The following is a 23051-nucleotide window of genomic DNA, read 5'->3' as shown; positions in this document are numbered from 1 at the left end:
TACAACGTGCTGATTGGAAAACGCCTAAACGACCGTTATAAGCTACTGAAAATGATCGGTGGCGGAGGGATGGCCAATGTATATTTGGCTCATGATGATATACTAGGCCGAGATGTAGCGGTAAAAATATTAAGACTCGATTATGCAAATAATGATGAGTTTATTAAACGTTTCCATCGAGAAGCGCAATCTGTTACAACGTTGTCGCATCCAAATATTGTGAATATGTATGATGTTGGGGAAGAAGATGGAATTTATTATCTTGTTATGGAATATGTACCTGGACAAACATTAAAGCAATACATAACGCAGCGTGGAATGTTACCGATAGGAGAAGCTCTTGATATTATGGAGCAGTTAACATCTGCAATGGCACATGCGCATCATTTTGAAATTGTCCATAGAGATATAAAGCCACATAACATCTTAATTCGGAATGATGGGGTCGTGAAGGTGACAGACTTTGGGATTGCGACTGCTACAAGTGCAACGGCGATAACGCATACGAACTCAGTGCTTGGTTCGGTCCATTACTTGTCACCAGAGCAAGCACGTGGAGGGATAGCGAATAAACAATCGGATATTTATTCGCTTGGTATTGTTATGTTTGAATTACTAACAGGGCGACAACCTTTCTCAGGAGAGTCTGCAGTTGCGATCGCTTTAAAACATTTACAGAATGAAACACCATCTCCAAAACGCTGGAATCCAGATATTCCGCAAAGTGTAGAAAATATTATTTTAAAAGCAACTGCAAAAGATCCATTTCATCGCTATCAGTCTGCTAATGCGATGAAGAGAGATATTGAAACGGCGCTATATCCAGAACGTATTAACGAACAACCATTTTATATACCTGAAGATATGGAAGCGACGAAGGCAATTCCAATTATTCAACAAGAACAATTATTTGGAAATGTAAGCGATGAAACAATTGTATTGAATGGAAGTAAAGCGGATGAACAGATAAAAGATGAAGAAGTGAAACCGAACGAGAAAAAAAAGCGAAGTAACAAATGGCTGAAAGTGTTACTTACAACATTTTTACTTTTAGCAATCGGCACAACGTTAGCGCTGACTGTGATTCCAGGATTCTTTATTCCTAAAGACGTAAAAACTCCTGATGTGTCTGGTATGAAGTATGAGACTGCTGTTAACACTCTTGTTGAGAAAGGATTTGAAGTTGCTGAACCGAACATTGTTTATACAGATGATGTTGAAGCTGGGAAAGTAATTAAAACAAGTCCGGCAGCAGGAAGGGTTGTAAAAGAAAGGTCGAAAATTACTATCTATCAATCCGGTGGAAAAAAGAAGGATAAGATGAGTAATTTAATCGGAAAAGATTTTGATAGTTTGAAGGACGAATTGGAAGGGAAGTATAAAATTGTTGTTCGATACGATATTGAAAGCGAAAAACCAAAAGGTGAAATCGTAGAACAAAGTCCAGCAGCAGACCAAATGGTTGTGGAAGCGGAGCAAGATGTGAAAGTTTGGGTGAGTAAAGGTCCTTACCAAATTCGACCTGTTGATTTTTCTGGATGGACGGAAAATAGTGTGAATAGCTATTTAAATGAAAAGAAACTGGTCCCAGATATAAAAAGAGAATATTCGGATACTGTTGATAAGGGACAAGTAATTTCACAATCACCAAAACCAGGAACGCCGTTAAAGGAAGGGGATAAAGTAACGATTACTGTCTCTGATGGTCCGAAGCCTAAAGTAACGAAAACAGTAAAGGTTGATAACATTTCGATTCCGTATGAGCCTCCTGCAACAGGTGAGAAAAAGCCACAAACAATTGAAATTTATAAAGAAGATATGCAGCAGAAAATGGATAAGCCGATTGAAACGCGAACAATAACAGAATCTGCTACTATTTCTTTGGAATTTGTGATTCAAGAAGGAACAAAAGGCCATTACAAAATTGTTCGAGATGGGACGACAATTATTGATAAAGAAGTGCCATATCCAGCCTAGTAAAGGTGTGTCTCCATTTGGTGGATTCCACCTTCTTTGTATGGAGAGTGGAATTTGTTGCTCTTGCCTGTTATGCTGTTAACGTAGAAGGGTAAGAAATTACGTTTTGAAATAGAAGGACAGCCATAAAAGTGAAGTGGAAATAAAGGAGAATCTGAACTGATAAATAGTCAGTTTTATCCTAGTATTCGCTGGCAGTACCCCGTCTCAATATTTTAAGGAAGGGATAACTGTATGGAGAGGCTGATAACAATTTCACTTTATATAGAATAAAGGAGAATTATATGGCAGAAGGAAAAATTGTAAAAGCTTTAAGTGGTTTTTATTATGTACAGCATGAAGGTGGCATTACACAATGCCGTGGTCGTGGTGTATTCAGAAAAAATAAAATTACACCACTTGTAGGAGATCAAGTAGTTTTTCAAGCGGAGAATCCGAATGAAGGCTATGTTTTAGAGATTTTTGAGCGGAAAAATGAACTTGTTAGGCCGCCAATTGCCAATGTTGATCAAGCAATCCTTGTTTTCTCAGCAGTTGAACCAGATTTTAACCCAGGGTTATTAGATCGTTTTTTAGTATTAATTGAATATCATAACATTAAACCAATTATTTGTATCAGTAAAATGGATTTAGTAGATGAAAAAATGCGAGAAACTGTTGAATCTTATGCAAATGATTATCGTGAAATGGGATATGATGTGTTATTTACTTCTATAAATACATCGGAAAGTATTGATATTTTAAAACCATTCTTAGAAGGTTGTGTCTCAGTTGTTGCGGGGCAATCTGGTGTAGGGAAATCTTCCATGTTAAATGTATTACGCCCAGATTTAGCCCTAAAAACAGATGATATTTCATCGCATTTAGGGCGAGGGAAGCATACGACAAGGCATGTAGAATTAATTGCAGTAGGAAGCGGTCTGGTTGCAGATACACCGGGTTTTAGCTCTCTTGATTTTATTGATATCGAAGTAGAAGATCTTACGTATTGTTTTCCAGAGTTGAAAGAAGAGAGTCAATACTGTAAATTTAGAGGGTGTACACACCTTTCAGAACCGAAATGTGCAGTAAAAGCTGCGGTTGAAGAAGGGAAAATTACACAATATCGTTATGAACATTACAAACAATTTGTAGAAGAAATTAGAGAGAGAAAGCCGAGGTATTAATTATGATTAAAATTGCACCATCGATTTTATCAGCAGATTTTTCCAAACTAGGGGAAGAAATTAAAGATGTAGAAAAGGGCGGAGCGGATTATATCCATGTTGACGTAATGGATGGGCATTTTGTTCCGAACATTACAATTGGTCCATTAATTGTAGAAGCGATTCGTCCAATTACATCTTTACCATTAGATGTGCACTTAATGATTGAAAACCCGGATAACTATATCCCTACTTTTGCAAAAGCTGGAGCGGATATTATTACTGTTCATGTAGAGGTGTGCCCGCATTTACATCGTACGATTCAATTAATTAAATCACATGGTATTAAAGCTGGAGTTGTATTAAACCCACATACACCAGTTTCAATGATTGAACACGTATTGAGAGATATTGATATGGTATTACTTATGACAGTAAATCCAGGATTTGGTGGACAGAAGTTTATTCACTCTGTATTACCGAAAATTAAACAAGTTGCAGAAATGGTCAAAGAGCGTAATTTACAAGTAGAAATCGAAGTTGATGGTGGTGTGAATGCTGAGACTGCGAGACTTTGTGTAGAAGCTGGAGCAAATGTTCTTGTAGCAGGATCAGCAGTGTACAATCAAAAAGACCGCGGTGAAGCAATTCGAGTAATTCGTGGATAAGGAATATAGATAAGAAAACTTTTAAGACCTGTTAGAACGGGCTAATGTGAAAAAAGCAATCTACCGACTGGCAGATTGCTTTTTTCTATAGAAGGGAAAGAAAAGATGATTATTCATATTTTAGCTGGAGGACCGGCGGAGTACTGTGCTGATTTCTCTCGGTATGAAAATGAGGAAGTAGTATGGGCTGCGGTTGATCGTGGTGTATATCGTTTGTTGCAAAGAGGAATCATACCTACTGTTGCATTTGGTGATTATGACTCAGTTACAGATGAAGAATTAGCGTGGATGCAAAAACAGACAGATGAGTTACATATTGTTCCGCGTGAAAAAGATCAAACGGATTTAGAAATTGCAATTCATTGGGCACTGGAGCAAAAGCCGGATTTGATTCGCATTTTTGGTGCTACAGGCGGAAGGCTTGATCATGGGTTAGCGAACATACAAATGCTTTTAAAAGGGCTGGAAGCACATACTGAAATGTATATCGTTGACAATAAAAATGAAATCTCTGTAAAAAAAGTAGGCACATATATAATTGAAGAAAATGAACAATTTCCATACGTATCCTTTGTGCCTGTTACGGAAATTGTAAAAGGTATTACACTTCGTGGCTTTAAATATCCTCTTACTGATAAAACGATAGAATGGGGATCGACGCTTTGTATTAGTAATGAACTCATTGCGGAAAAAGGTACTTTTTCATTTGCTTCTGGCATATTAATGGTGATAAGAAGCACTGATTGAAGAAACACTTTTGCTACTTGCATCATATAGTAAACAAGTGGAGTAATGGGGATTAGGAGGGAAACCATGAGATTTTATACAATTAAGTTACCTAAATTTCTTGGTGGAATTGTTCGCGCGGTGTTAAATACCTTTAAAAAGGACTAAAAAAGCACCATTAATGGTGCTTTTTTCATGAGGATAATAAAAAAAGAGCCTATTGGCTCTTTTTTTTATTATTAAACACGTTCGATTTTGCCAGATTTTAATGCTCTAGCAGAAACGTAAACACGTTGAACTTTACCGTCGATGCGTACGCGAACTTTTTGAAGGTTAGCGCCCCATTTACGTTTTGTAGCGTTCATTGCGTGAGAACGAGAGTTACCAGAACGAGCTTTTCTTCCAGTAATAGCACAAACACGAGCCATCTATATTTCCCTCCCTTAACTACCTTACCATACGTAATTTTTTCAATGTTAGTCTTTTATGCGATGCTAAAAACACTACTATAATTTAACACAACTAAAAAGAGAATGCAACAGTGTATAAAAAAGAAATCAAGAAAAATTACTTGACACTAAATTTCAGTAAAGAAAAGTAGAAATCAAGAAAAATCACTTGACATATTATAGTGGTACATGTTGTATAATAACAATGGACTATTTTGCTCGTCGTAGAAAAGTGTAATAATAAGTATAAAATATGAGAGCGAAAAGAAAGAACGATGGAATTTTCTTTAAAAAGATTATATGATAGTAATTAAAGTAGTCTAGCTCACTTTCACCATTTATGAAGGGGGAAAAGAGATGTCAATTGAAATTAAAACGAAGTACGGTCAAATTGATATTAGTACAGATGTAATTGCAACGATTGCTGGAGGTGCCGCGGTAGATTGCTACGGTATCGTTGGTATGGCTTCAAAAAATCAATTAAAAGATGGATTAACAGAAATTTTACGAAAAGAAAACTTCACTAGAGGCGTTATTGTTCGTAAAGACGAAGATGAAGTACATATTGATATGTATATTATTGTGAGCTATGGTACAAAAATTTCAGAGGTAGCACACAACGTCCAAACGAAAGTGAAATATACATTAGACCAAACGGTAGGACTAGCAGTAGATTCTGTAAACATCTACGTACAAGGAGTTAAAGTAATAAACTTGTAATGTGCATTAAGGAGGAAAATCTGTGTCAATTCAAAAAATTGATGGGAAACGTTTATCACAAATGATTATTCAAGGAGCGAATAACTTAACAAACAATGTTCAGCTTGTTGATGCATTAAACGTTTTTCCAGTTCCAGATGGCGATACCGGTACAAATATGAATTTATCAATGACTTCAGGCGCGCGTGAAGTGAAAGCAAACCCTTCGCAGCATGCTGGTAAAGTCGGCGTAAGTTTAGCAAAAGGATTATTAATGGGAGCTCGTGGTAACTCAGGTGTTATTTTATCTCAGTTGTTCCGTGGTTTCTCTAAATCCATTGAACAAAAAGAAGAATTAACAACAGTTGATTTTGCGGCAGCTTTAGAAGCTGGTGTAGAAACGGCGTATAAAGCGGTTATGAAGCCGATTGAAGGAACGATTTTAACAGTTGCAAGAGAAACGGGGAAATATGCAGTCACAGTTGCGAAAAAACAGCGCGACTTTGTTTTGTTTATGGAAGACGTTGTCAAAGAAGCAAATGCATCGTTAAATCGTACGCCAGATTTATTACCTGTATTAAAACAAGTTGGCGTTGTAGATAGCGGTGGTAAAGGTCTTGTTGTTGTATACGAAGGCTTTTTAGCTGATTTAAAAGGGGAAACAATTTCTTCTAATGTACCAGCACAACCATCTATGAATGAAATGGTGCGTGCGGAGCATCACCGTAGTGTACAAAGCCAATTGAGTACAGAAGATATTAAATACGGATATTGTACGGAATTTATGGTGAAATTAGAGTCTGAAAAAATGAAAGAACATAATTTCTCTGAGCAGAAATTCCGTGAAGATATTAGTGTATATGGAGATTCATTGCTTGTTGTCTCGGATGATGAAGTTGTAAAAGTTCATATTCATGCAGAACATCCTGGTGATGCGATGAACTACGGTCAACGTTATGGTAGTTTGATTAAAATTAAAGTAGAAAATATGCGCGAACAGCATACTGCTTTATTAGATGAGCCAACACCGATGCCGGAAAAAGTAATTCCAGTAAAAGAAAAGCAACCATACGGTATTGTAACTGTAGCAATGGGATCAGGTATTAAAAACCTATTCGAGAGCATTGGGGCAACACAAGTTATCGAAGGTGGTCAAACGATGAACCCAAGTACAGAGGATATCGTAAAGGCAATCGAAGAAGCGAATGCTGAAAAAATCATTATATTACCGAATAACGGGAATATTGTGATGGCAGCAGAGCAAGCGGCATCTGTTGTTGATCAAGAAGTGATTGTTGTTCGTTCAAAAACTGTTCCTCAAGGAATGGCTGCAATGTTAGCATTTAATCCAGTTGGAACGTTAGAAGAAAACGAAGAGAACATGCAAGAAGCACTAGCACATGTGAAAACAGGTCAAATTACGTATGCAGTTCGTGATACGGAAATTGACGGTGTAGCGATTCAAAAAAATGATTTCATGTGTATTGCAGATGGGAAAATTGTATCTACAAATGCTAAAAAAGTAGATGCAGCAAAGCAATTGCTAGAAAGTATGATTGATGAAGATTCTGAGATTGTAACGATCTTGCAAGGTGAAGATGCAACAGATGAAGAAGTTGCAGAGTTAGTTGCATTTGTAGAAGAGAAGTTTGAAGATGTAGAGGTAGAAGTTCACCAAGGAAAGCAACCTGTATATTCTTTCATATTCTCTGTAGAATAAAGGGAATTTCTTTTTTGCATAGAGATGAATGGTTTTACTTGCTAATGAGCAAGAACTAGCGATAATCTATCGTCAGTGGTTCTTTTTCAAAAGGCTAGCATAATGACGATAAAAAAGAGCCTTGCTGCTATAGTAAGGCTCTTTTTTATCGCATATCTTTCTTTGGAATATACATAATTTGATAAAAGATTTCGCAAAGTTTAATCAAGTAGGTATGTAGGTTAATGAAAGGAAAGGGTCATTATATATGGCTGATAATGTATAAGGGTAGTTTCCTTGAGAATGCCTATGATAGAATAGAAAAGGCAGAAGAGAACGATTACAAGTTAGGATAGTAAATGTATAAGTTATATGGAATTGTATATCCATATATGCATGAAGTATATACGCGAGTAAAAATAAGAAAATGATGTGACGGAGCGTGAAAATCTTGAGTGAAGTTGTGCAAGTTCCTGTTACGGATGTAAAAGGAATCGGAGAAGAGACATCTGAATTATTACATGAGATGGGGATTTATACAGTTTCCCATCTATTAGAGCATTTTCCGTACCGTTATGAAGACTACGCGATGAAAGATTTGGCAGAAGTGAAACATGAAGAGCGTGTAACAGTGGAAGGAAAGGTGCATAGTGCTCCTTTATTACAATATTACGGGAAAAAGAAATCGCGTCTTACTGTTCGCGTACTTGTTGGCCGTTATTTAATTACGGCTGTATGTTTTAATAGACCGTATTATAAGCAAAAATTAAAGCTTGATGAAACGGTGACGATTACTGGTAAATGGGATCAGCATCGTCAAACGATTTCTATATCCGAGCTTCACTTTGGTCCAGTCGTACGTCAGCAAGAAGTGGAACCTGTGTATTCAGTAAAAGGAAAATTAACAGTAAAACAAATGCGACGTTTTATTGCACAAGCTTTAAAAGAGTATGGTTCCTCTATAGAAGAAATGTTGCCAGATGGTTTGTTAGGGCGTTATAAATTATTACCGCGTTATGAAGCGCTTCGAGCGCTCCATTTTCCAGTTGGTCAAGAAGATTTAAAACAAGCACGTCGTCGATTTGTATATGAAGAATTTTTCTTATTCCAGCTCAAAATGCAAGCGTTGCGTAAAATGGAAAGAGAGAGTTCGAAGGGGACGAAAAAAGATATTTCAATGAAAGAATTAGAAGAGTTCACTGATGCACTTCCGTTCCCGCTTACTGGCGCACAGCGTCGCGTTGTTTCTGAGATTATAAAAGATATGCAGTCTCCGTACCGGATGAATCGGTTATTACAAGGGGATGTTGGATCAGGAAAAACAGTCGTAGCTGCAATTGCTCTTTATGCAGCGAAACTTGCACATTATCAAGGTGCGTTAATGGTCCCTACAGAAATTTTAGCTGAGCAACATTATCAATCGCTAGCAGAGACGTTCTCGCATTTTAATATGAATGTGGAATTGTTAACGAGTTCAGTTAAGGGGGCACGTCGTCGTGAAGTTTTAGCGAAACTTGAACAAGGAGAAATAGATATTCTTGTTGGGACACATGCTTTAATTCAGGATGAGGTCATTTTCCATAGACTTGGACTTGTTATTACTGACGAACAACACCGTTTTGGTGTAGCGCAGCGCCGCGTTTTACGAGAGAAAGGTGAAAGTCCAGATGTGTTGTTTATGACAGCAACACCGATTCCTCGTACATTGGCGATTACTGCTTTTGGAGAGATGGATGTTTCTATTATTGATGAAATGCCTGCGGGGCGTAAAGTGATTGAAACGTATTGGGCAAAACATGATATGTTAGAACGTGTCCTTGGTTTCGTGGAAAAGGAAGTGAATAAGGGGAGACAAGCTTATGTAATTTGTCCGCTTATTGAAGAATCTGAGAAGCTTGATGTGCAAAATGCAATTGATTTGCATAGTATGCTGATGCATCACTATCAAGGAAAGTTTCAGGTTGGATTAATGCACGGACGTTTATCTTCTCAAGAAAAAGAAGATGTAATGGAGAAATTTAGTGAAAATAAAGTGCAAATTCTTGTTTCAACAACTGTAGTTGAGGTTGGTGTCAACGTGCCAAATGCAACGGTTATGGTAATTTATGATGCGGAGCGCTTTGGTTTATCGCAATTGCATCAGCTTCGAGGTCGTGTTGGCCGTGGGAGTGAGCAGTCGTATTGTTTGTTAATCGCAGATCCGAAATCGGAAACTGGGAAAGAACGTATGCGCATTATGACAGAAACAAATGATGGATTTGTATTGTCGGAAAAAGATTTAGAGTTACGTGGTCCTGGAGATTTCTTTGGAAGTAAACAAAGTGGTCTACCAGAGTTTAAGGTAGCTGATATGGTACATGATTATCGAGCGTTGGAAACGGCGAGACAAGATGCGGCCGTGCTGGTTGATTCTGAAGCGTTTTGGCACAACGAGCAGTATGCTGCATTACGCGTATATCTTGAAGGAGCAGGTGTGTTTCAAGGAGAAAAGCTCGATTAAAAATGGAATGTGCAAATTTTTTTGTTGCATTCTACTTTTAATGATTATATACTACTGTTAGTACCTAGTCATAAAAACGGATGGTGCGGTATGAAAAAAAGAAAAAGTAAGAAAGAAAGACAAGTATTATTACAACAAACAATAGAAACGAATCCTTTCATAACGGATGAAGAGTTAGCAGAGCAGTTTCAAGTAAGTATACAAACTGTTCGCCTTGATCGAATGGAATTATCGATTCCTGAGTTAAGAGAGCGAATTAAACATGTGGCAACGAAACAGCATGAAGAAGATGTGAAATCTTTACCGTTAGAAGAGGTAGTTGGAGAAATTATTGATATAGAATTAGATAGACATGCAATTTCTATTTTTGAAGTGAAGATGGAGCATGTATTTAAAAGAAATCAAATTGCGCGTGGGCACCATTTGTTTGCTCAAGCGAACTCACTAGCTGTTGCAGTTATTGATGAAGAATTAGCTTTAACTGCAAAGTCTACCATTCGATATATTCGTCCTGTAAAATTAGGAGAACGTGTTGTTGCAAAAGCCCGCGTTGAAGATGTGGAGAATGATAAAGGACGGACGGTTGTCAAAGTGCATAGCTTTGTTGGCGAAGAACTTGTTTTTACAGGCACTTTTGAAATGTATCGATCTAGTAATTATAGTGAGGAAGGTAACAATTTATGAAAATCGCAATAGATGCAATGGGTGGCGATCACGCTCCAAAAGCAGCTGTATTAGGAGCAATGAAAGCTATTAAGGAATATTCAGATTTACATATTACTTTGGTAGGAAAAGAAGAGGCGATTCGTCAGTATTTAACAAGCGAAGAGCGTATTACTGTACTTCATACAGATGAAAAGATTGAAGGGACAGATGAACCAGTAAGAGCTGTTCGTCGGAAAAAGCAAGCTTCAATGGTACTTGCAGCGCAGCAAGTAAAAGAAGGTGTAGCCAATGCTTGTATATCAGCAGGTAACACAGGGGCTTTAATGGCAGCTGGATTGTTTGTGGTAGGACGTATGGAAGGGATTGAACGTCCAGCGTTATCTCCTACAATGCCAACAATTGATGGGAAAGGTTTTGTTATGTTAGACGTTGGAGCAAATGTTGACGCGAAGCCAATTCATTTATATCAATATGCGGTAATGGGTTCTATTTACGCTGAGAAAGTAAGAGGAATTAACAATCCGCGTGTTGGTCTTTTGAATGTCGGGACAGAAGATGGCAAAGGAAACGAACTTTCAAAACAAGTATTCGCTATGCTAAAAGATGCGCCAATTAATTTTGTTGGAAACGTTGAGTCAAGAGACCTATTACAAGGTGTGGCAGATGTAGTTGTATGCGATGGTTTTACTGGAAACGTAGCATTAAAATCATTAGAAGGAACTGCACTAGCATTATTTTCTATGTTAAAAGAACAATTAATGAGTTCGTTCACAAGTAAATTAGCAGCGGCAGTATTAAAACCGAAGCTGATGATATTAAAAGATAAAATGGATTATTCGGAGTATGGCGGAGCAGCATTGTTTGGATTAAAAGCTCCTGTCATTAAGGCTCACGGATCTTCTAATGATCAATCGATTTTTAGTGCGATTCGTCAAACGAGAGAAATGGTAGCGAAAGAAGTCATTCCTACAATTTCAAGTGTAATGGAGAAAGAGCCGCTTCAATAAGAGGAGGGTTTGAAATGGGAAAACTAGCATTTCTTTTTCCGGGCCAAGGTTCACAGGCGGTTGGAATGGGACAGCAATTAGCAGGGAATAATAAAGAGGTTGCAAAAATATTTCAAAAAGCGGATGAAGTTTTACAGGAGTCTCTTTCATCATTAATTTTTGAAGGACCTCAGGAGAAGCTAACATTAACGACAAATGCGCAACCAGCACTATTAACGACAAGTATTGCAATCTTAACAGCTTTGAAACAATATGATATTACGCCTGATTATGTTGCTGGCCATAGCTTAGGTGAGTATAGCGCGCTTGTTGCAGCGGGAGCATTAACATTTGAAGATGCTGTTTACGCTGTGAGAAAACGTGGTGAATATATGGAAGAAGCTGTGCCAAGCGGAGAAGGTGCAATGGCCGCTATTTTAGGGGCAGATCCAGATGTTCTGAAACAAGTTACAGAAGAAGTAACGAGTGAAGGTCATGCTGTGCAAATTGCTAATATGAATAGTACGAAGCAAATCGTTATCTCTGGAACGAAACGAGGAGTAGAACTCGCTTCTCAAAAAGTGAAAGAAAATGGTGCGAAACGAGCAATTCCGCTTCGTGTGAGCGGTCCGTTCCATTCTTCATTAATGAAACCAGCAGCTGAGAAGTTTCAAAATGTTTTAAATGAAATTACAATTCAAGATGCAAACATTCCAGTTGTTGCAAACGTTACGGCTAATTGCGTTAATCGCAGTGAAGATATTCAAGAAAAGCTAATTGAACAGCTCTATTCACCTGTTTTATGGTACCCATCTATTGAACAGATGGTAGAACAAGGTGTAGATACATTTATTGAAATTGGTCCCGGGAAAGTTCTTGCTGGTCTTATGAAATCAATTGCTCCATCTGCAAAGGTATATGCGATATATGATGAAGAGACATTGAAAGATACCATTTCAAGTTTGAGAGGAGAAAGCGGATGTTAAAAGGGAAAGTTGCATTAGTAACAGGTGCATCACGTGGAATTGGCCGTGCAATTGCAATTGATTTAGCGAAGCAAGGGGCAACAGTTGTAGTTAACTATGCTGGTAATGAGCAAAAAGCAAATGAAGTAGTTGATGAAATAAAAAAACTTGGTTCAGAAGCAATCGCAGTGAGAGCAGACGTTGCTAATGTTGAAGAAGTTACAAACCTGGTAAAACACACTGTGGATACATTTGGACGAGTTGATATTCTTGTGAATAATGCAGGGGTAACAAGAGATAATTTATTAATGCGTATGAAAGAAGAAGAATGGGATACAGTTATTGATACAAACTTAAAAGGTGTATTCTTATGTACGAAAGCAGTATCTCGTTACATGATGCGTCAGCGTCATGGTCGTATTATTAATATTGCTTCTGTTGTCGGTGTTACAGGGAATCCCGGTCAAGCAAATTACGTTGCAGCAAAAGCTGGGGTAATTGGATTGACAAAGACTTCCGCAAAAGAATTGGCTAGCCGAAATATAACAGTAAATGCAATTGCTCCAGGGTTTATTGCTACTGATATGACAGATGTATTAGGCGAAAACGTAAAAGAGGAAATGTTAAAATTAATCCCTGCTGCTAAGTTTGGAGAAGCGCAAGATATTGCGAATGCTGTAACATTTTTTGCTGCTGATCACAGCAAATATATTACAGGACAAACATTACATGTTGATGGTGGTATGGTAATGTAATAAAAGAAACGATTTCACCTAGTTTTTTTGTGAAATATTTAATATAATATTTGAGGGGAGGTGAATGAATTATGGCAGATGTTTTAGAGCGTGTAACGAAAATTATCGTGGATCGTTTAGGAGTAGAAGAAACAGAAGTAGTACCAGCTGCAAGCTTTAAAGAAGATTTAGGTGCAGACTCCCTAGATGTAGTTGAACTTGTAATGCAATTGGAAGATGAGTTTGAAATGGAAATTTCTGATGAAGATGCAGAAAAAATTGCTACTGTTGGCGATGCTGTGACTTACATAGAGAGTCATCTATAATGTTTGAGTGAAGTCCCGTTTTATAGCGGGGCTTTCTCGGCTTATATCTGGAGGGACCTATGCCGTACCGAAAATATAGAGAAAAAAAATATGAAACAAAATATCGTGAAGCTTTTAAAATGTTTCAACAAAAAATAGGTATTACGTTTACAGACGAAAAATTATTAATTCAAGCATTTACGCATTCATCGTATGTGAATGAGCATCGAAAAAAGCCACATGAAGACAATGAACGTCTAGAATTTCTTGGAGACGCTGTATTAGAATTAACTGTATCACAGTATTTGTTTCAAAAATATCCGACAATGAGCGAAGGAGAGCTAACAAAGTTGCGTGCAGCTGTTGTATGTGAACCATCTCTTGTCCGCTTTGCGAATGAATTGTCATTTGGTAACCTTGTTTTACTAGGAAAAGGTGAAGAAATGACAGGTGGACGTGAACGACCAGCTTTATTAGCGGATGTCTTTGAAGCGTTTATTGGTGCCCTTTATCTTGATCAAGGGTTGGAGACAGTTTGGGAATTCTTAAAAGAAATTGTATATCCAAAAATTAATGAAGGTGCTTTTTCTCATGTGATGGATTATAAGAGTCAACTACAAGAATTAATTCAGCGTGATGGTAGCGGTAATATTGAGTATCAAATTTTGCAAGAAAAAGGACCTGCTCACAATCGAGAGTTTGTGTCACGTGTTACATTAAATGGCGTGGCTCTAGGTCTTGGTAGCGGTAAGTCGAAAAAAGAAGCAGAGCAACAAGCTGCTTCAGAGGCGTTGAAAAAGTTAAAAGAACAATCATAAGGAATCCCCCTTTACATGAGGGGGATTCCTTATGCATAGAATGAAACTTTATTTTTATTTGGATATGAAAAGATAAATATGAATCCGTACAGTAGTTTGTTTTTATAGGCAGAGACTATAAAAACGGAGAATAGGGGGAAGGCCTTTCGTGTTTTTAAAGAGATTAGAAATAGTAGGATTTAAATCCTTTGCGGAGCGTGTATCTGTTGATTTTGTTCCAGGTGTAACCTCTGTAGTTGGTCCTAATGGAAGCGGAAAGAGTAATATTACTGACGCGATTCGCTGGGTACTTGGTGAACAATCTGCAAAATCATTACGCGGTGCAAAAATGGAGGATATTATTTTTGCGGGAAGTGATACGCGAAGAGCAGTTAATGTTGCAGAGGTAACATTAACCTTAAATAATGAAGATCAGCGTTTACCTATTGAGTATAATGAAGTGAGTGTTACGCGCCGCGTTTCTCGCTCTGGAGATAGTGACTTTTTTATTAACAAACAATCTTGTCGATTAAAAGATATTGTTGATTTATTTATGGATTCTGGTATGGGACGAGAAGCTTTCTCAATCATTAGCCAAGGAAAAGTAGAAGAAATTTTAAGCAGTAAATCTGAAGAGCGTCGTGGTGTATTTGAAGAAGCAGCAGGCGTATTAAAATATAAGCTTCGCAAAAAGAAAGCTGAAGGAAAATTAGCAGAAACACAAGAAAACTTAAATCGTGTGCAAGATATTATTCACGAATTAAGCACTCAAGTAGAGCCGCTTGAAAGACAAGCTTCTATTGCGAAAGACTATCTTGAGAAAAAAGAAGAACTAGAAAAAGTAGAAGCAGCTCTCATTGTATATGAAATTGAAGAATTACATGAAAAATGGGAAGCGCTTAGAAAGCAGTTTGGACACAATAAAGATGAAGAAGTAAAAATGTCAACGCATTTACAAAAAAATGAAGCAGAGCTCGAAGAATTACGCGGACAATTGCAAGCGATTGATGAATCTGTAGATTCCTTGCAAGAAGTTCTCCTTCTTTCTAGTAAAGAGTTAGAAAAATTAGAAGGGCAGCGTGAATTGCTAAAGGAACGAAAGCAAAATGCAACAACGCACTGCACACAGCTTGAACAGTTAATTATTGAGTTAACAGAAAAAGCCAAGATTTATGATGTGGAAATTGAAACCAGTACAGAAGAACTAATGAAATTTGCAAATCAGGTAAAAGCATTAGAACAAAAGCTACACGAAAATGAGAAACTTCTTTCTACATATGCAGAAAACCTAGAAGAGCAAATTGAGCATTTAAAAGGAGATTATATTGAACTTTTAAATCAACAAGCAAGTAATCGTAATGAATTATCTATGCTTGAGGAACAATTCAAACAACAAAATTCTAAAAATCAACGCCTTGATGAAGAAAATGAAAAGTATGTACAAATGCGTATGCAAATTACAGCTAAAAAGGAAAAATTTGTAGAGAGTTATGAAGAAGTAAAAGAGAAAGTGACAAGCGTTATTACCAATATACAAAAAACAGAAGCGGCGCTTGGAAAATGCAAGGCACATTATAGTGAAAATGAAACAAAATTGTATCAAGCATATCAATTTGTTCAACAAGCTCGCTCTCGAAAAGAAATGCTGGAAGAGATGCAAGAAGACTATTCTGGGTTTTATCAAGGTGTACGTGAAGTATTAAAGGCCCGTGAAAGTAAACTACATGGCATTGAAGGTGCGGTCGCTGAACTACTTACTGTACCGAAGGCATATGAAGTTGCTATGGAGATTGCACTTGGTGCAGCAATGCAACACGTTGTTGTACAAACAGAAGAGCATGCTCGCGAGGCAATTGCTTTTTTGAAACAAAATCGCCATGGACGTGCGACGTTTTTACCACAGGCAGTTATTAAGGGAAGATCGTTATCATTTGAACAGCTACGTATGATAAAGCAACATCCAGCGTTTATAGGTGTGGCAGCAGAACTCGTGCATTACAATAATAAATATGAAAATATAGTTTCAAATTTATTAGGAACGGTCGTCGTTGCAAGAGATTTAAGAGGTGCGAATGAGTTAGCGAAGCAATTACAATATCGCTACCGTATTGTAACGATTGAAGGAGATGTTGTAAATCCTGGCGGTTCTATGACTGGTGGGGCTGTAAAACAAGCGAAATCTTCTCTACTAGGGCGACAACGTGAATTAGAAGAGTGGAGCAAGAAGCTTACTGAAATGGAAGAAAAAACTTCTAAGTTAGAAAACTTTGTTAAAGCGTTAAAACAAGAAATTCAAGAAAAAGAAGTTAAGATAAAAGAATTACGTCACGATGCAGAACAAGAGCGTGTAGATGAACAAAAATTAAAAGAAGAAATTAATCAGCTTGAGCTAGAAGAGCATCGTATTAATGATCGTTTATCTATTTATGATTTGGAAATAGAAGGATTTTTACAAGATCAAGTGAAAATGCAAGGGCGAAAACAAGAGCTGGATAGAATTTTAGTAGAGCTTCAAAAAGATATCACAGAGCTTGATGAAAAAATTGTTGCTTTAACGAAGCAAAAAAGTGACCAGCATTCTTCGAAAGAAAAAGTTCAGGCGGAGATGACGGAGCTGAAAGTACAAGCAGCAGAAAAGCAGCAACGTTTGTCTAATCAAAAAGAGAAAGTAGATCGTTTGACGAAAGAACAAGAGGAAACGCAGCGAACGCTTGTAAAAACAAAAGAAGATTTAGCATTCTTAAAGCAAGAAATGACATCGAATTCAAGCGGTGAAGAGCAAATTACGAATATGATTGAAAAGAAAGCACATGATCGAAATCAAACATCGGAATTAATTAGTTCCCGTCGTGAGCAACGCCTGAGCCTTCAAGAACGGGTAGAACATATAGAGCGTGAAGTGAAAGATACGAAAGGGCGCCATAAATATGTTCTCGAGGTTTTAAAAGATCAAGAAGTGAAAATCAATCGCCTTGATGTTGAATTAGAAAATAGATTGCAACATTTACGCGAAACGTATACGATTTCATTTGAAGCAGCAAAACTGAAGTATACAATGATAATGCCTGCAGAAGATGCGCGTAAAAAGGTGAAATTAATCAAACTATCAATCGAGGAGCTCGGAACAGTAAACTTAGGGGCAATTGAAGAGTATGAACGCGTAGCAGAACGACATACGTTCTTGTTAGAGCAGCGAGATGACTTAGAAGAAGCGAAAGCGACATTGCACCAAGTTATTATGGAAATGGATGAAGAGATGAAAAAACGCTTCTCTACTACATTCCAGGCAATTCGTACAGAATTCCAGACTGTCTTTTGTGAACTATTTGGCGGAGGAAGAGCAGACTTAGTGATGACAAATCCGCAAGATTTATTAAATACAGGCATTGATATTGTTGCGCAGCCACCGGGTAAGAAACTGCAAAATTTAGGTTTACTTTCAGGTGGGGAGCGTGCTTTAACTGCAATTGCACTGCTATTTGGTATTTTAAAAGTAAGACCTGTTCCGTTCTGTGTACTAGATGAGGTTGAAGCGGCGCTTGATGAAGCGAATGTAGCTCGTTTTGCGCAGTATTTGAAAAAGTTTAGTGATGAAACGCAGTTTATTGTTATTACACATCGAAAAGGTACGATGGAAGAATCAGATGTACTGTACGGGGTAACAATGCAAGAATCAGGTGTTTCTAAGCTTGTTTCCGTTCGTTTAGATGACGGAGAAGAGCTTGTTGCAGGCAAATAGGAAGGATGAGAAGAATGAGCTTCTTTAAAAAATTAAAAGAAAAGATTTCGAAACAAACAGATACTGTAACAGAGAAGTTTAAGCAAGGGTTAGAAAAAACGAGAAATTCATTTGCGGATAAAGTAAATGATTTAGTGTATCGCTATCGTAAAGTCGATGAGGATTTCTTTGAGGAATTAGAGGAAATTTTAATTGGTGCAGATGTTGGTGTTGCAACAGTAATGGAACTTATCGATCAGTTGAAGGAAGAAGTACAACGCCGCAATATTCAAGATCCGAGAGAAGTGCAAGCTGTTATTTCGGAAAAACTAGTAGGGATTTACAAAGGTGAAGAAGACTTCAGTAATGAACTTAACATACAACAAGATCAATTAACGGTTATTTTATTTGTTGGTGTTAATGGTGTTGGGAAAACGACAACAATTGGTAAAATGGCTCATAAGTTTAAATCCGAAGGTAAGTCTGTCTTATTAGCAGCAGGGGATACGTTCCGTGCAGGAGCAATCGAACAGCTAGAAGTATGGGGCGACCGAGTTGGTGTGGAAGTTATTAAACAAGGATCTGGTTCTGACCCGGCAGCGGTTATGTATGATGCTGTTCAAGCTGCAAAAGCGCGTAAAGTAGATATCTTGCTATGTGATACAGCAGGTCGCTTGCAAAATAAAGTGAATTTAATGAAGGAGTTAGAAAAGGTGAAACGTGTCATTGAACGCGAAGTTCCAGGTGCTCCTCATGAAGTATTGCTTGTTATTGATGCAACGACAGGTCAAAATGGTTTAAGTCAAGCGAAAACATTCCGCGAAGCAACGAATGTTACAGGTATTGTTCTAACGAAATTAGACGGGACTGCTAAAGGTGGTATCGTATTAGCGATTCGTAATGAGATGGACGTACCAGTGAAATTTGTTGGACTTGGAGAACAAATGGACGACTTACAGCAATTTGATCCAGAACAATATGTGTATGGTTTATTTGCAAACTTAGTAGAAAAAGAAGAAGTATAAAGTGAAACTTCCATCCGTGGAGGCATTTTCCATGGATGGTGAGCCCTCACCAATCGGGTATTTATGGGTGGTTATCCTCCACCTATCTTCTTCGCTTCTTTTTGAATCTTAAGGTGGAGGTCTTACTGCCCGCAAATAGCGGGGGAAGTGAAAGAAGCGGTTTTTCCGCTTCTTTTTTATAAAAAATATATCATGTTAAGAAAAAAACTTGACACTCTTTTATACTCCATGTAAACTAATTCATGTAAAGGGAAATCACTTAACAAAGGATGATCCAACATGCTCGAAAAAACAACGAGAATGAATTATTTATTTGATTTTTATCAATCGTTGTTAACGCAAAAACAAAGAAGTTATATGTCGCTTTATTATTTAGATGATTTATCTCTTGGTGAAATTGCGGAAGAATTTGATGTAAGTCGCCAAGCCGTGTATGATAACATTAAACGGACTGAAGCGATGCTTGAAGAATATGAAGAGAAATTAGTATTACTTCAAAAGTTTCAAGAGCGACAGCGACTTGTTGCAAAGCTAAAACAGCTAATCAGCGAAGAAGAGCATGTGAATGAAGAAATGAAACAAGTTGTTGAAGCTATCGAAAAATTAGATTAGGAGGGCGGCAATATGGCATTTGAAGGATTAGCCGACCGACTTCAACAGACGATGCAAAAAATCCGCGGCAAAGGAAAAGTTTCTGAAGCCGATGTAAAAGAAATGATGAGAGAAGTTCGTCTTGCTCTTTTAGAAGCGGATGTTAACTTTAAAGTAGTAAAAGATTTTGTAAAGCGTGTGTCTGAGCGTGCTGTCGGACAAGATGTAATGAAGAGTTTGACACCTGGCCAACAAGTAATTAAAGTTGTACAGGAAGAACTTACAGAACTTATGGGCGGAGAGCAAAGTAAAATTGCTGTCGCTAATAAGCCGCCAACTGTTATTATGATGGTTGGTCTGCAAGGTGCAGGTAAAACAACGACAACAGGTAAACTTGCGAATTTGCTTCGTAAAAAGCATAATCGTAAACCGATGCTTGTTGCAGCCGATATTTACCGTCCTGCAGCGATTAAACAGCTTGAAACATTAGGGAAGCAATTGGACATGCCTGTTTTCTCATTAGGAGATCAAGTAAGTCCTGTTGAAATTGCGAAACAAGCGATTGCGAAAGCAAAAGAAGATCATCATGATTATGTTTTAATCGATACAGCGGGTCGCCTGCATATTGATGAAGAACTAATGGATGAATTAGCGAAAGTGAAAGAAGTTGCGAAACCGGATGAAATCTTCCTTGTTGTCGATGCGATGACAGGACAAGATGCGGTAAATGTTGCACAAAGTTTCCATGAACAGTTAGGTTTAACAGGTGTTGTTTTAACGAAATTAGACGGTGATACGCGCGGTGGTGCAGCACTATCTATTAAAGCAGTAACAAACACACCAATTAAATTTGCTGGTATGGGTGAAAAGCTAGATGCGATTGAAGCGTTCCATCCAGAACGCATGGCATCCCGTATTTTAGGGATGGGTGACGTTTTAACATTAATTGAAAAAGCGCAAGCTACAGTTGATGAGGAAAAAGCAAAAGAACTTGAGCAAAAAATGCGTACGCTTTCGTTTACGCTAGATGATTTCCTAGAGCAACTTGGACAAGTGCGTCAACTTGGACCACTTGATGAATTGCTAGGAATGCTTCCTGGTGCAAATAAAATTAAAGGGCTGAAAAATGCACAAGTTGATGAAAAACAAATTGGGCATATTGAGGCAATTATTCGTTCTATGACAAAAGTAGAGCGAGAACATCCGGAAATTATCAATGCTAGTCGTAAAAAACGCATTGCCAAAGGTAGTGGTACAACAGTACAAGAAATTAATCGTCTACTGAAGCAGTTTGAAGATATGAAAAAAATGATGAAGACGATGACAGGCATGCAAAAAGGTAAGAAAAAAGGACTAGGTGGATTGAAGTTTCCATTTATGTAAGGAAAAAAAGATGGCTCTGTTAAGAAAAAATACTTTACAAAGCAATAGTCTTTTTGCTAATATAATTATCTGTGTGAAATAAATTCGGAGGTGCTTTATAAATGGCAGTTAAAATTCGTTTAAAACGTATGGGAGCTAAAAAAACTCCTTTCTATCGTGTAGTTGTTGCAGATTCTCGTTCTCCTCGTGACGGACGTTTCATTGAGGAAATCGGTACTTACAATCCGGTTGCTCAACCAGCTGAAGTGAAAATCAACGAAGAAGCAGCATTAAAATGGTTAGGAAATGGTGCGAAACCATCTGATACAGTTCGCAATCTTTTCTCTAACCAAGGTATCATGGAGAAATTCCACTTATCTAAACAAGGTAAGTAATTGAGGCAATGACAATGGAAAAGTTGATCGAAACAATTGTCAAACCTCTTGTAGATCATCCTGAAGATGTAAAAGTTTCACAGGAACTTTGCAACGGAGAGATAAAGTATCGATTGACTGTGCATCCTGAGGATGTTGGAAAAGTCATTGGAAAGCAGGGGCGAGTTGCGAAAGCAATTCGGATGCTCTTGTATTCAGTGGGACATCACAATGATGAGAAAGTCACACTGGAAATTCAATAAACGTTAAAAGGGCGAGGATTTTTCCTCTCCCTTTTTTAACATTTTTAAAGAAATTGCATGTTCCATATATGGAATGGAAATGCTTAACTTATATAGAAAACAGGGGTGACATGCTGTTTATGACAAAATGGTTTAACGTAGGTAAAATTGTAAATACTCATGGTGTTAGAGGGGAAATTCGAGTTATTTCTCGTACCGATTTTCCTGAAGAACGATATAAAGTAGGGAATACATTATACATATGGCATGATAAAGGGACGGAACCACTTTCGGTAAAGGTCGCTTCTCATCGCCAACACAAAACATTTGATTTATTGACATTTGAAGGGTATAACAATGTAGATGAAGTAGAGAAGCTAAAAGGTTCTTCAATCAAAGTACCAGAAGAGCAGTTAGGTGAACTTGCTGAAGGTGAGTACTATTACCATGAAATTATTGGCTGTAAAGTTGTAACAGAAGAGGGAGAGGATTTAGGTACGATAAAAGAGATTCTATCTCCTGGTGCGAATGATGTTTGGGTGATCAAACGCCCGAAAGGTCAAGATCTTTTAATCCCTTACATTGATGATGTTGTACTTCAAGTTAACATTGAAAATAAATTAGTAACCATTCATGTAATGGAAGGATTGCTATAATGAAAATCGATATTTTAACATTATTTCCAGAGATGTTCACCGGTGTTTTTGGATCTTCGATTTTAAAAAAAGCGCAAGAAAAAGAGGCAGTGGAGCTTAGGGTTGTAAATTTTCGTGATTATACAACAAGTAAGCATAACAGTGTAGATGATTATCCGTACGGTGGGGGCGCGGGGATGGTATTAACCCCACAGCCTATCTTTGATGCGGTGGAAGAGTTAACGAAGGAAACTGACCGTAAACCAAGGGTTGTCTTAATGTGTCCACAAGGAGAGCGTTTCACGCAGAAAAAGGCAGAAGAGCTTGCTGGAGAAGAGCATGTTATTTTTGTATGTGGTCATTATGAAGGATATGATGAACGAATTCGTGAACATCTTGTAACAGATGAGATTTCTATTGGTGATTACGTATTAACGGGCGGAGAATTAGCCTCTATGGTTGTTACCGATAGTGTTGTACGTCTTTTGCCAGGAGTACTTGGAAATCACGCTTCTCAGGTGGAAGATTCTTTTAGTACTGGTTTGTTAGAGCATCCGCACTATACACGTCCAGCTGATTTCCGTGGCATGAAGGTACCGGATGTACTTACGTCAGGGAATCATAAAAATATTGATGAATGGCGTCATAAAGAATCCCTGCGCCGTACGTATACACGTCGACCGGATTTACTTGAAGAACGTCAATTATCAAAGCAAGAAGAAAAATGGCTTGAACAAATTAAAAAAGAGCAATAAGAACTTCATATATTTTCTATTGCAACAGGCCTA

Annotated in this window: 23 protein-coding genes; 22 read left to right on the top strand and 1 reads right to left on the bottom strand. The window is 37.8% G+C overall.

All coding sequences use genetic code 11. The annotated features are described in order from the left end of the window. The first annotated feature begins 6 nt into the window (after positions 1-6). The 5 genes from pknB (at position 7) to spoVM (ending at position 4684) form a co-directional block, all read left to right on the top strand. Positions 7-1977, top strand: a complete 1971-nt coding sequence (gene pknB, locus JDS96_RS01615; RefSeq protein ID WP_018764725.1) for a Stk1 family PASTA domain-containing Ser/Thr kinase — start codon at positions 7-9, stop codon at positions 1975-1977. Between the two features lie 284 nt (positions 1978-2261). Continuing rightward, a complete protein-coding gene (rsgA, locus tag JDS96_RS01610) occupies positions 2262-3143 on the top strand; it encodes a ribosome small subunit-dependent GTPase A (RefSeq protein ID WP_003199670.1) in 882 nt (293 codons plus the stop codon). Between the two features lie 2 nt (positions 3144-3145). After that, positions 3146-3790, top strand: coding sequence for a ribulose-phosphate 3-epimerase (gene rpe, locus JDS96_RS01605; protein WP_199665810.1), 645 nt, complete (start codon positions 3146-3148; stop codon positions 3788-3790). 105 nt (positions 3791-3895) lie between these two features. Next, on the top strand, positions 3896-4537 hold the full coding sequence (locus JDS96_RS01600; protein WP_018764724.1) for a thiamine diphosphokinase: 642 nt from the start codon (positions 3896-3898) through the stop codon (positions 4535-4537). A gap of 66 nt (positions 4538-4603) precedes the next feature. Continuing rightward, positions 4604-4684, top strand: a complete 81-nt coding sequence (spoVM, locus tag JDS96_RS01595) for a stage V sporulation protein SpoVM (protein WP_001213600.1) — start codon at positions 4604-4606, stop codon at positions 4682-4684. 71 nt (positions 4685-4755) lie between these two features. Here spoVM and rpmB read toward each other — a convergent pair whose 3' ends face one another. After that, a complete protein-coding gene (gene rpmB, locus JDS96_RS01590) occupies positions 4756-4944 on the bottom strand; it encodes a 50S ribosomal protein L28 (protein WP_000124776.1) in 189 nt (62 codons plus the stop codon). 378 nt (positions 4945-5322) lie between these two features. Here rpmB and JDS96_RS01585 point away from each other — a divergent pair, with 378 nt between their 5' ends. From JDS96_RS01585 to trmD, 17 genes are all read left to right on the top strand, one after another. After that, positions 5323-5685: an Asp23/Gls24 family envelope stress response protein gene (locus JDS96_RS01585; protein ID WP_000021111.1), complete on the top strand. Its 363-nt coding sequence runs from the start codon at positions 5323-5325 to the stop codon at positions 5683-5685. 22 nt (positions 5686-5707) lie between these two features. Further along, positions 5708-7384: a DAK2 domain-containing protein gene (locus JDS96_RS01580; protein WP_199665809.1), complete on the top strand. Its 1677-nt coding sequence runs from the start codon at positions 5708-5710 to the stop codon at positions 7382-7384. Positions 7385-7814: 430 nt separating this feature from the next. Continuing rightward, on the top strand, positions 7815-9863 hold the full coding sequence (gene recG / locus JDS96_RS01575; RefSeq protein WP_018764722.1) for an ATP-dependent DNA helicase RecG: 2049 nt from the start codon (positions 7815-7817) through the stop codon (positions 9861-9863). 90 nt (positions 9864-9953) lie between these two features. Continuing rightward, positions 9954-10547: a transcription factor FapR gene (gene fapR / locus JDS96_RS01570; RefSeq protein ID WP_003199443.1), complete on the top strand. Its 594-nt coding sequence runs from the start codon at positions 9954-9956 to the stop codon at positions 10545-10547. Further along, on the top strand, positions 10544-11536 hold the full coding sequence (plsX, locus tag JDS96_RS01565; RefSeq protein ID WP_199665808.1) for a phosphate acyltransferase PlsX: 993 nt from the start codon (positions 10544-10546) through the stop codon (positions 11534-11536). The genes fapR and plsX overlap by 4 nt, the downstream gene beginning before the upstream one ends. A 14-nt stretch (positions 11537-11550) precedes the next feature. Next, positions 11551-12501: an ACP S-malonyltransferase gene (gene fabD, locus JDS96_RS01560; RefSeq protein ID WP_003208176.1), complete on the top strand. Its 951-nt coding sequence runs from the start codon at positions 11551-11553 to the stop codon at positions 12499-12501. Then, positions 12495-13235, top strand: a complete 741-nt coding sequence (gene fabG / locus JDS96_RS01555; protein ID WP_016115974.1) for a 3-oxoacyl-[acyl-carrier-protein] reductase — start codon at positions 12495-12497, stop codon at positions 13233-13235. The genes fabD and fabG overlap by 7 nt, the downstream gene beginning before the upstream one ends. Positions 13236-13306: 71 nt before the next feature. After that, positions 13307-13540, top strand: coding sequence for an acyl carrier protein (gene acpP, locus JDS96_RS01550; protein ID WP_000786062.1), 234 nt, complete (start codon positions 13307-13309; stop codon positions 13538-13540). Positions 13541-13599: 59 nt separating this feature from the next. Continuing rightward, complete coding sequence (rncS, locus tag JDS96_RS01545; protein WP_003199450.1) at positions 13600-14337, top strand: ribonuclease III; 738 nt, start codon at positions 13600-13602, stop codon at positions 14335-14337. Between the two features lie 148 nt (positions 14338-14485). After that, the gene (gene smc, locus JDS96_RS01540) at positions 14486-18055 is read left to right on the top strand and encodes a chromosome segregation protein SMC (RefSeq protein WP_199665807.1); all 3570 of its coding nucleotides are present in this window, start codon (positions 14486-14488) and stop codon (positions 18053-18055) included. Between the two features lie 14 nt (positions 18056-18069). Beyond that, the gene (gene ftsY / locus JDS96_RS01535) at positions 18070-19059 is read left to right on the top strand and encodes a signal recognition particle-docking protein FtsY (protein WP_006095745.1); all 990 of its coding nucleotides are present in this window, start codon (positions 18070-18072) and stop codon (positions 19057-19059) included. A gap of 279 nt (positions 19060-19338) precedes the next feature. Continuing rightward, positions 19339-19671: a putative DNA-binding protein gene (locus tag JDS96_RS01530; RefSeq protein WP_000891062.1), complete on the top strand. Its 333-nt coding sequence runs from the start codon at positions 19339-19341 to the stop codon at positions 19669-19671. A gap of 12 nt (positions 19672-19683) precedes the next feature. Further along, positions 19684-21033, top strand: a complete 1350-nt coding sequence (ffh, locus tag JDS96_RS01525) for a signal recognition particle protein (RefSeq protein WP_003199457.1) — start codon at positions 19684-19686, stop codon at positions 21031-21033. Positions 21034-21134: 101 nt separating this feature from the next. Then, complete coding sequence (gene rpsP / locus JDS96_RS01520) at positions 21135-21407, top strand: 30S ribosomal protein S16 (RefSeq protein ID WP_000268750.1); 273 nt, start codon at positions 21135-21137, stop codon at positions 21405-21407. Positions 21408-21421: 14 nt separating this feature from the next. Then, positions 21422-21649, top strand: a complete 228-nt coding sequence (locus tag JDS96_RS01515) for a KH domain-containing protein (protein ID WP_018764718.1) — start codon at positions 21422-21424, stop codon at positions 21647-21649. A gap of 119 nt (positions 21650-21768) precedes the next feature. Next, entirely contained in the window at positions 21769-22284 is a 516-nt protein-coding gene (gene rimM / locus JDS96_RS01510) for a ribosome maturation factor RimM (RefSeq protein WP_018764717.1), read from the top strand. Further along, entirely contained in the window at positions 22284-23018 is a 735-nt protein-coding gene (trmD, locus tag JDS96_RS01505) for a tRNA (guanosine(37)-N1)-methyltransferase TrmD (protein ID WP_018764716.1), read from the top strand. Before rimM ends, trmD begins: the two co-directional genes overlap by 1 nt. Positions 23019-23051: the final 33 nt, after the last annotated feature.

This window comes from Bacillus cereus group sp. N21 (assembly GCF_016483395.1).
GTDB classification, from domain to species: domain Bacteria; phylum Bacillota; class Bacilli; order Bacillales; family Bacillaceae_G; genus Bacillus_A; species Bacillus_A pseudomycoides.
This window is presented reverse-complemented; position numbering and strand designations above follow the sequence as displayed.

Bases quoted from the DNA above. Each gene is read 5' to 3' on its own strand.
- rimM (WP_018764717.1), top strand. From the start codon at position 21,769: ATGACAAAATGGTTTAACGTAGGTAAAATTGTAAATACTCATGGTGTT.
- JDS96_RS01585 (WP_000021111.1), top strand. From the start codon at position 5,323: ATGTCAATTGAAATTAAAACGAAGTACGGTCAAATTGATATTAGTACA.
- JDS96_RS01600 (WP_018764724.1), top strand. From the start codon at position 3,896: ATGATTATTCATATTTTAGCTGGAGGACCGGCGGAGTACTGTGCTGAT.
- ffh (WP_003199457.1), top strand. From the start codon at position 19,684: ATGGCATTTGAAGGATTAGCCGACCGACTTCAACAGACGATGCAAAAA.
- rpe (WP_199665810.1), top strand. From the start codon at position 3,146: ATGATTAAAATTGCACCATCGATTTTATCAGCAGATTTTTCCAAACTA.
- rpmB (WP_000124776.1), bottom strand. From the start codon at position 4,944: ATGGCTCGTGTTTGTGCTATTACTGGAAGAAAAGCTCGTTCTGGTAAC.
- fabD (WP_003208176.1), top strand. From the start codon at position 11,551: ATGGGAAAACTAGCATTTCTTTTTCCGGGCCAAGGTTCACAGGCGGTT.
- rncS (WP_003199450.1), top strand. From the start codon at position 13,600: ATGCCGTACCGAAAATATAGAGAAAAAAAATATGAAACAAAATATCGT.
- acpP (WP_000786062.1), top strand. From the start codon at position 13,307: ATGGCAGATGTTTTAGAGCGTGTAACGAAAATTATCGTGGATCGTTTA.
- plsX (WP_199665808.1), top strand. From the start codon at position 10,544: ATGAAAATCGCAATAGATGCAATGGGTGGCGATCACGCTCCAAAAGCA.
- rpsP (WP_000268750.1), top strand. From the start codon at position 21,135: ATGGCAGTTAAAATTCGTTTAAAACGTATGGGAGCTAAAAAAACTCCT.
- JDS96_RS01530 (WP_000891062.1), top strand. From the start codon at position 19,339: ATGCTCGAAAAAACAACGAGAATGAATTATTTATTTGATTTTTATCAA.
- ftsY (WP_006095745.1), top strand. From the start codon at position 18,070: ATGAGCTTCTTTAAAAAATTAAAAGAAAAGATTTCGAAACAAACAGAT.
- fabG (WP_016115974.1), top strand. From the start codon at position 12,495: ATGTTAAAAGGGAAAGTTGCATTAGTAACAGGTGCATCACGTGGAATT.
- rsgA (WP_003199670.1), top strand. From the start codon at position 2,262: ATGGCAGAAGGAAAAATTGTAAAAGCTTTAAGTGGTTTTTATTATGTA.
- spoVM (WP_001213600.1), top strand. From the start codon at position 4,604: ATGAGATTTTATACAATTAAGTTACCTAAATTTCTTGGTGGAATTGTT.
- trmD (WP_018764716.1), top strand. From the start codon at position 22,284: ATGAAAATCGATATTTTAACATTATTTCCAGAGATGTTCACCGGTGTT.
- JDS96_RS01515 (WP_018764718.1), top strand. From the start codon at position 21,422: ATGGAAAAGTTGATCGAAACAATTGTCAAACCTCTTGTAGATCATCCT.
- fapR (WP_003199443.1), top strand. From the start codon at position 9,954: ATGAAAAAAAGAAAAAGTAAGAAAGAAAGACAAGTATTATTACAACAA.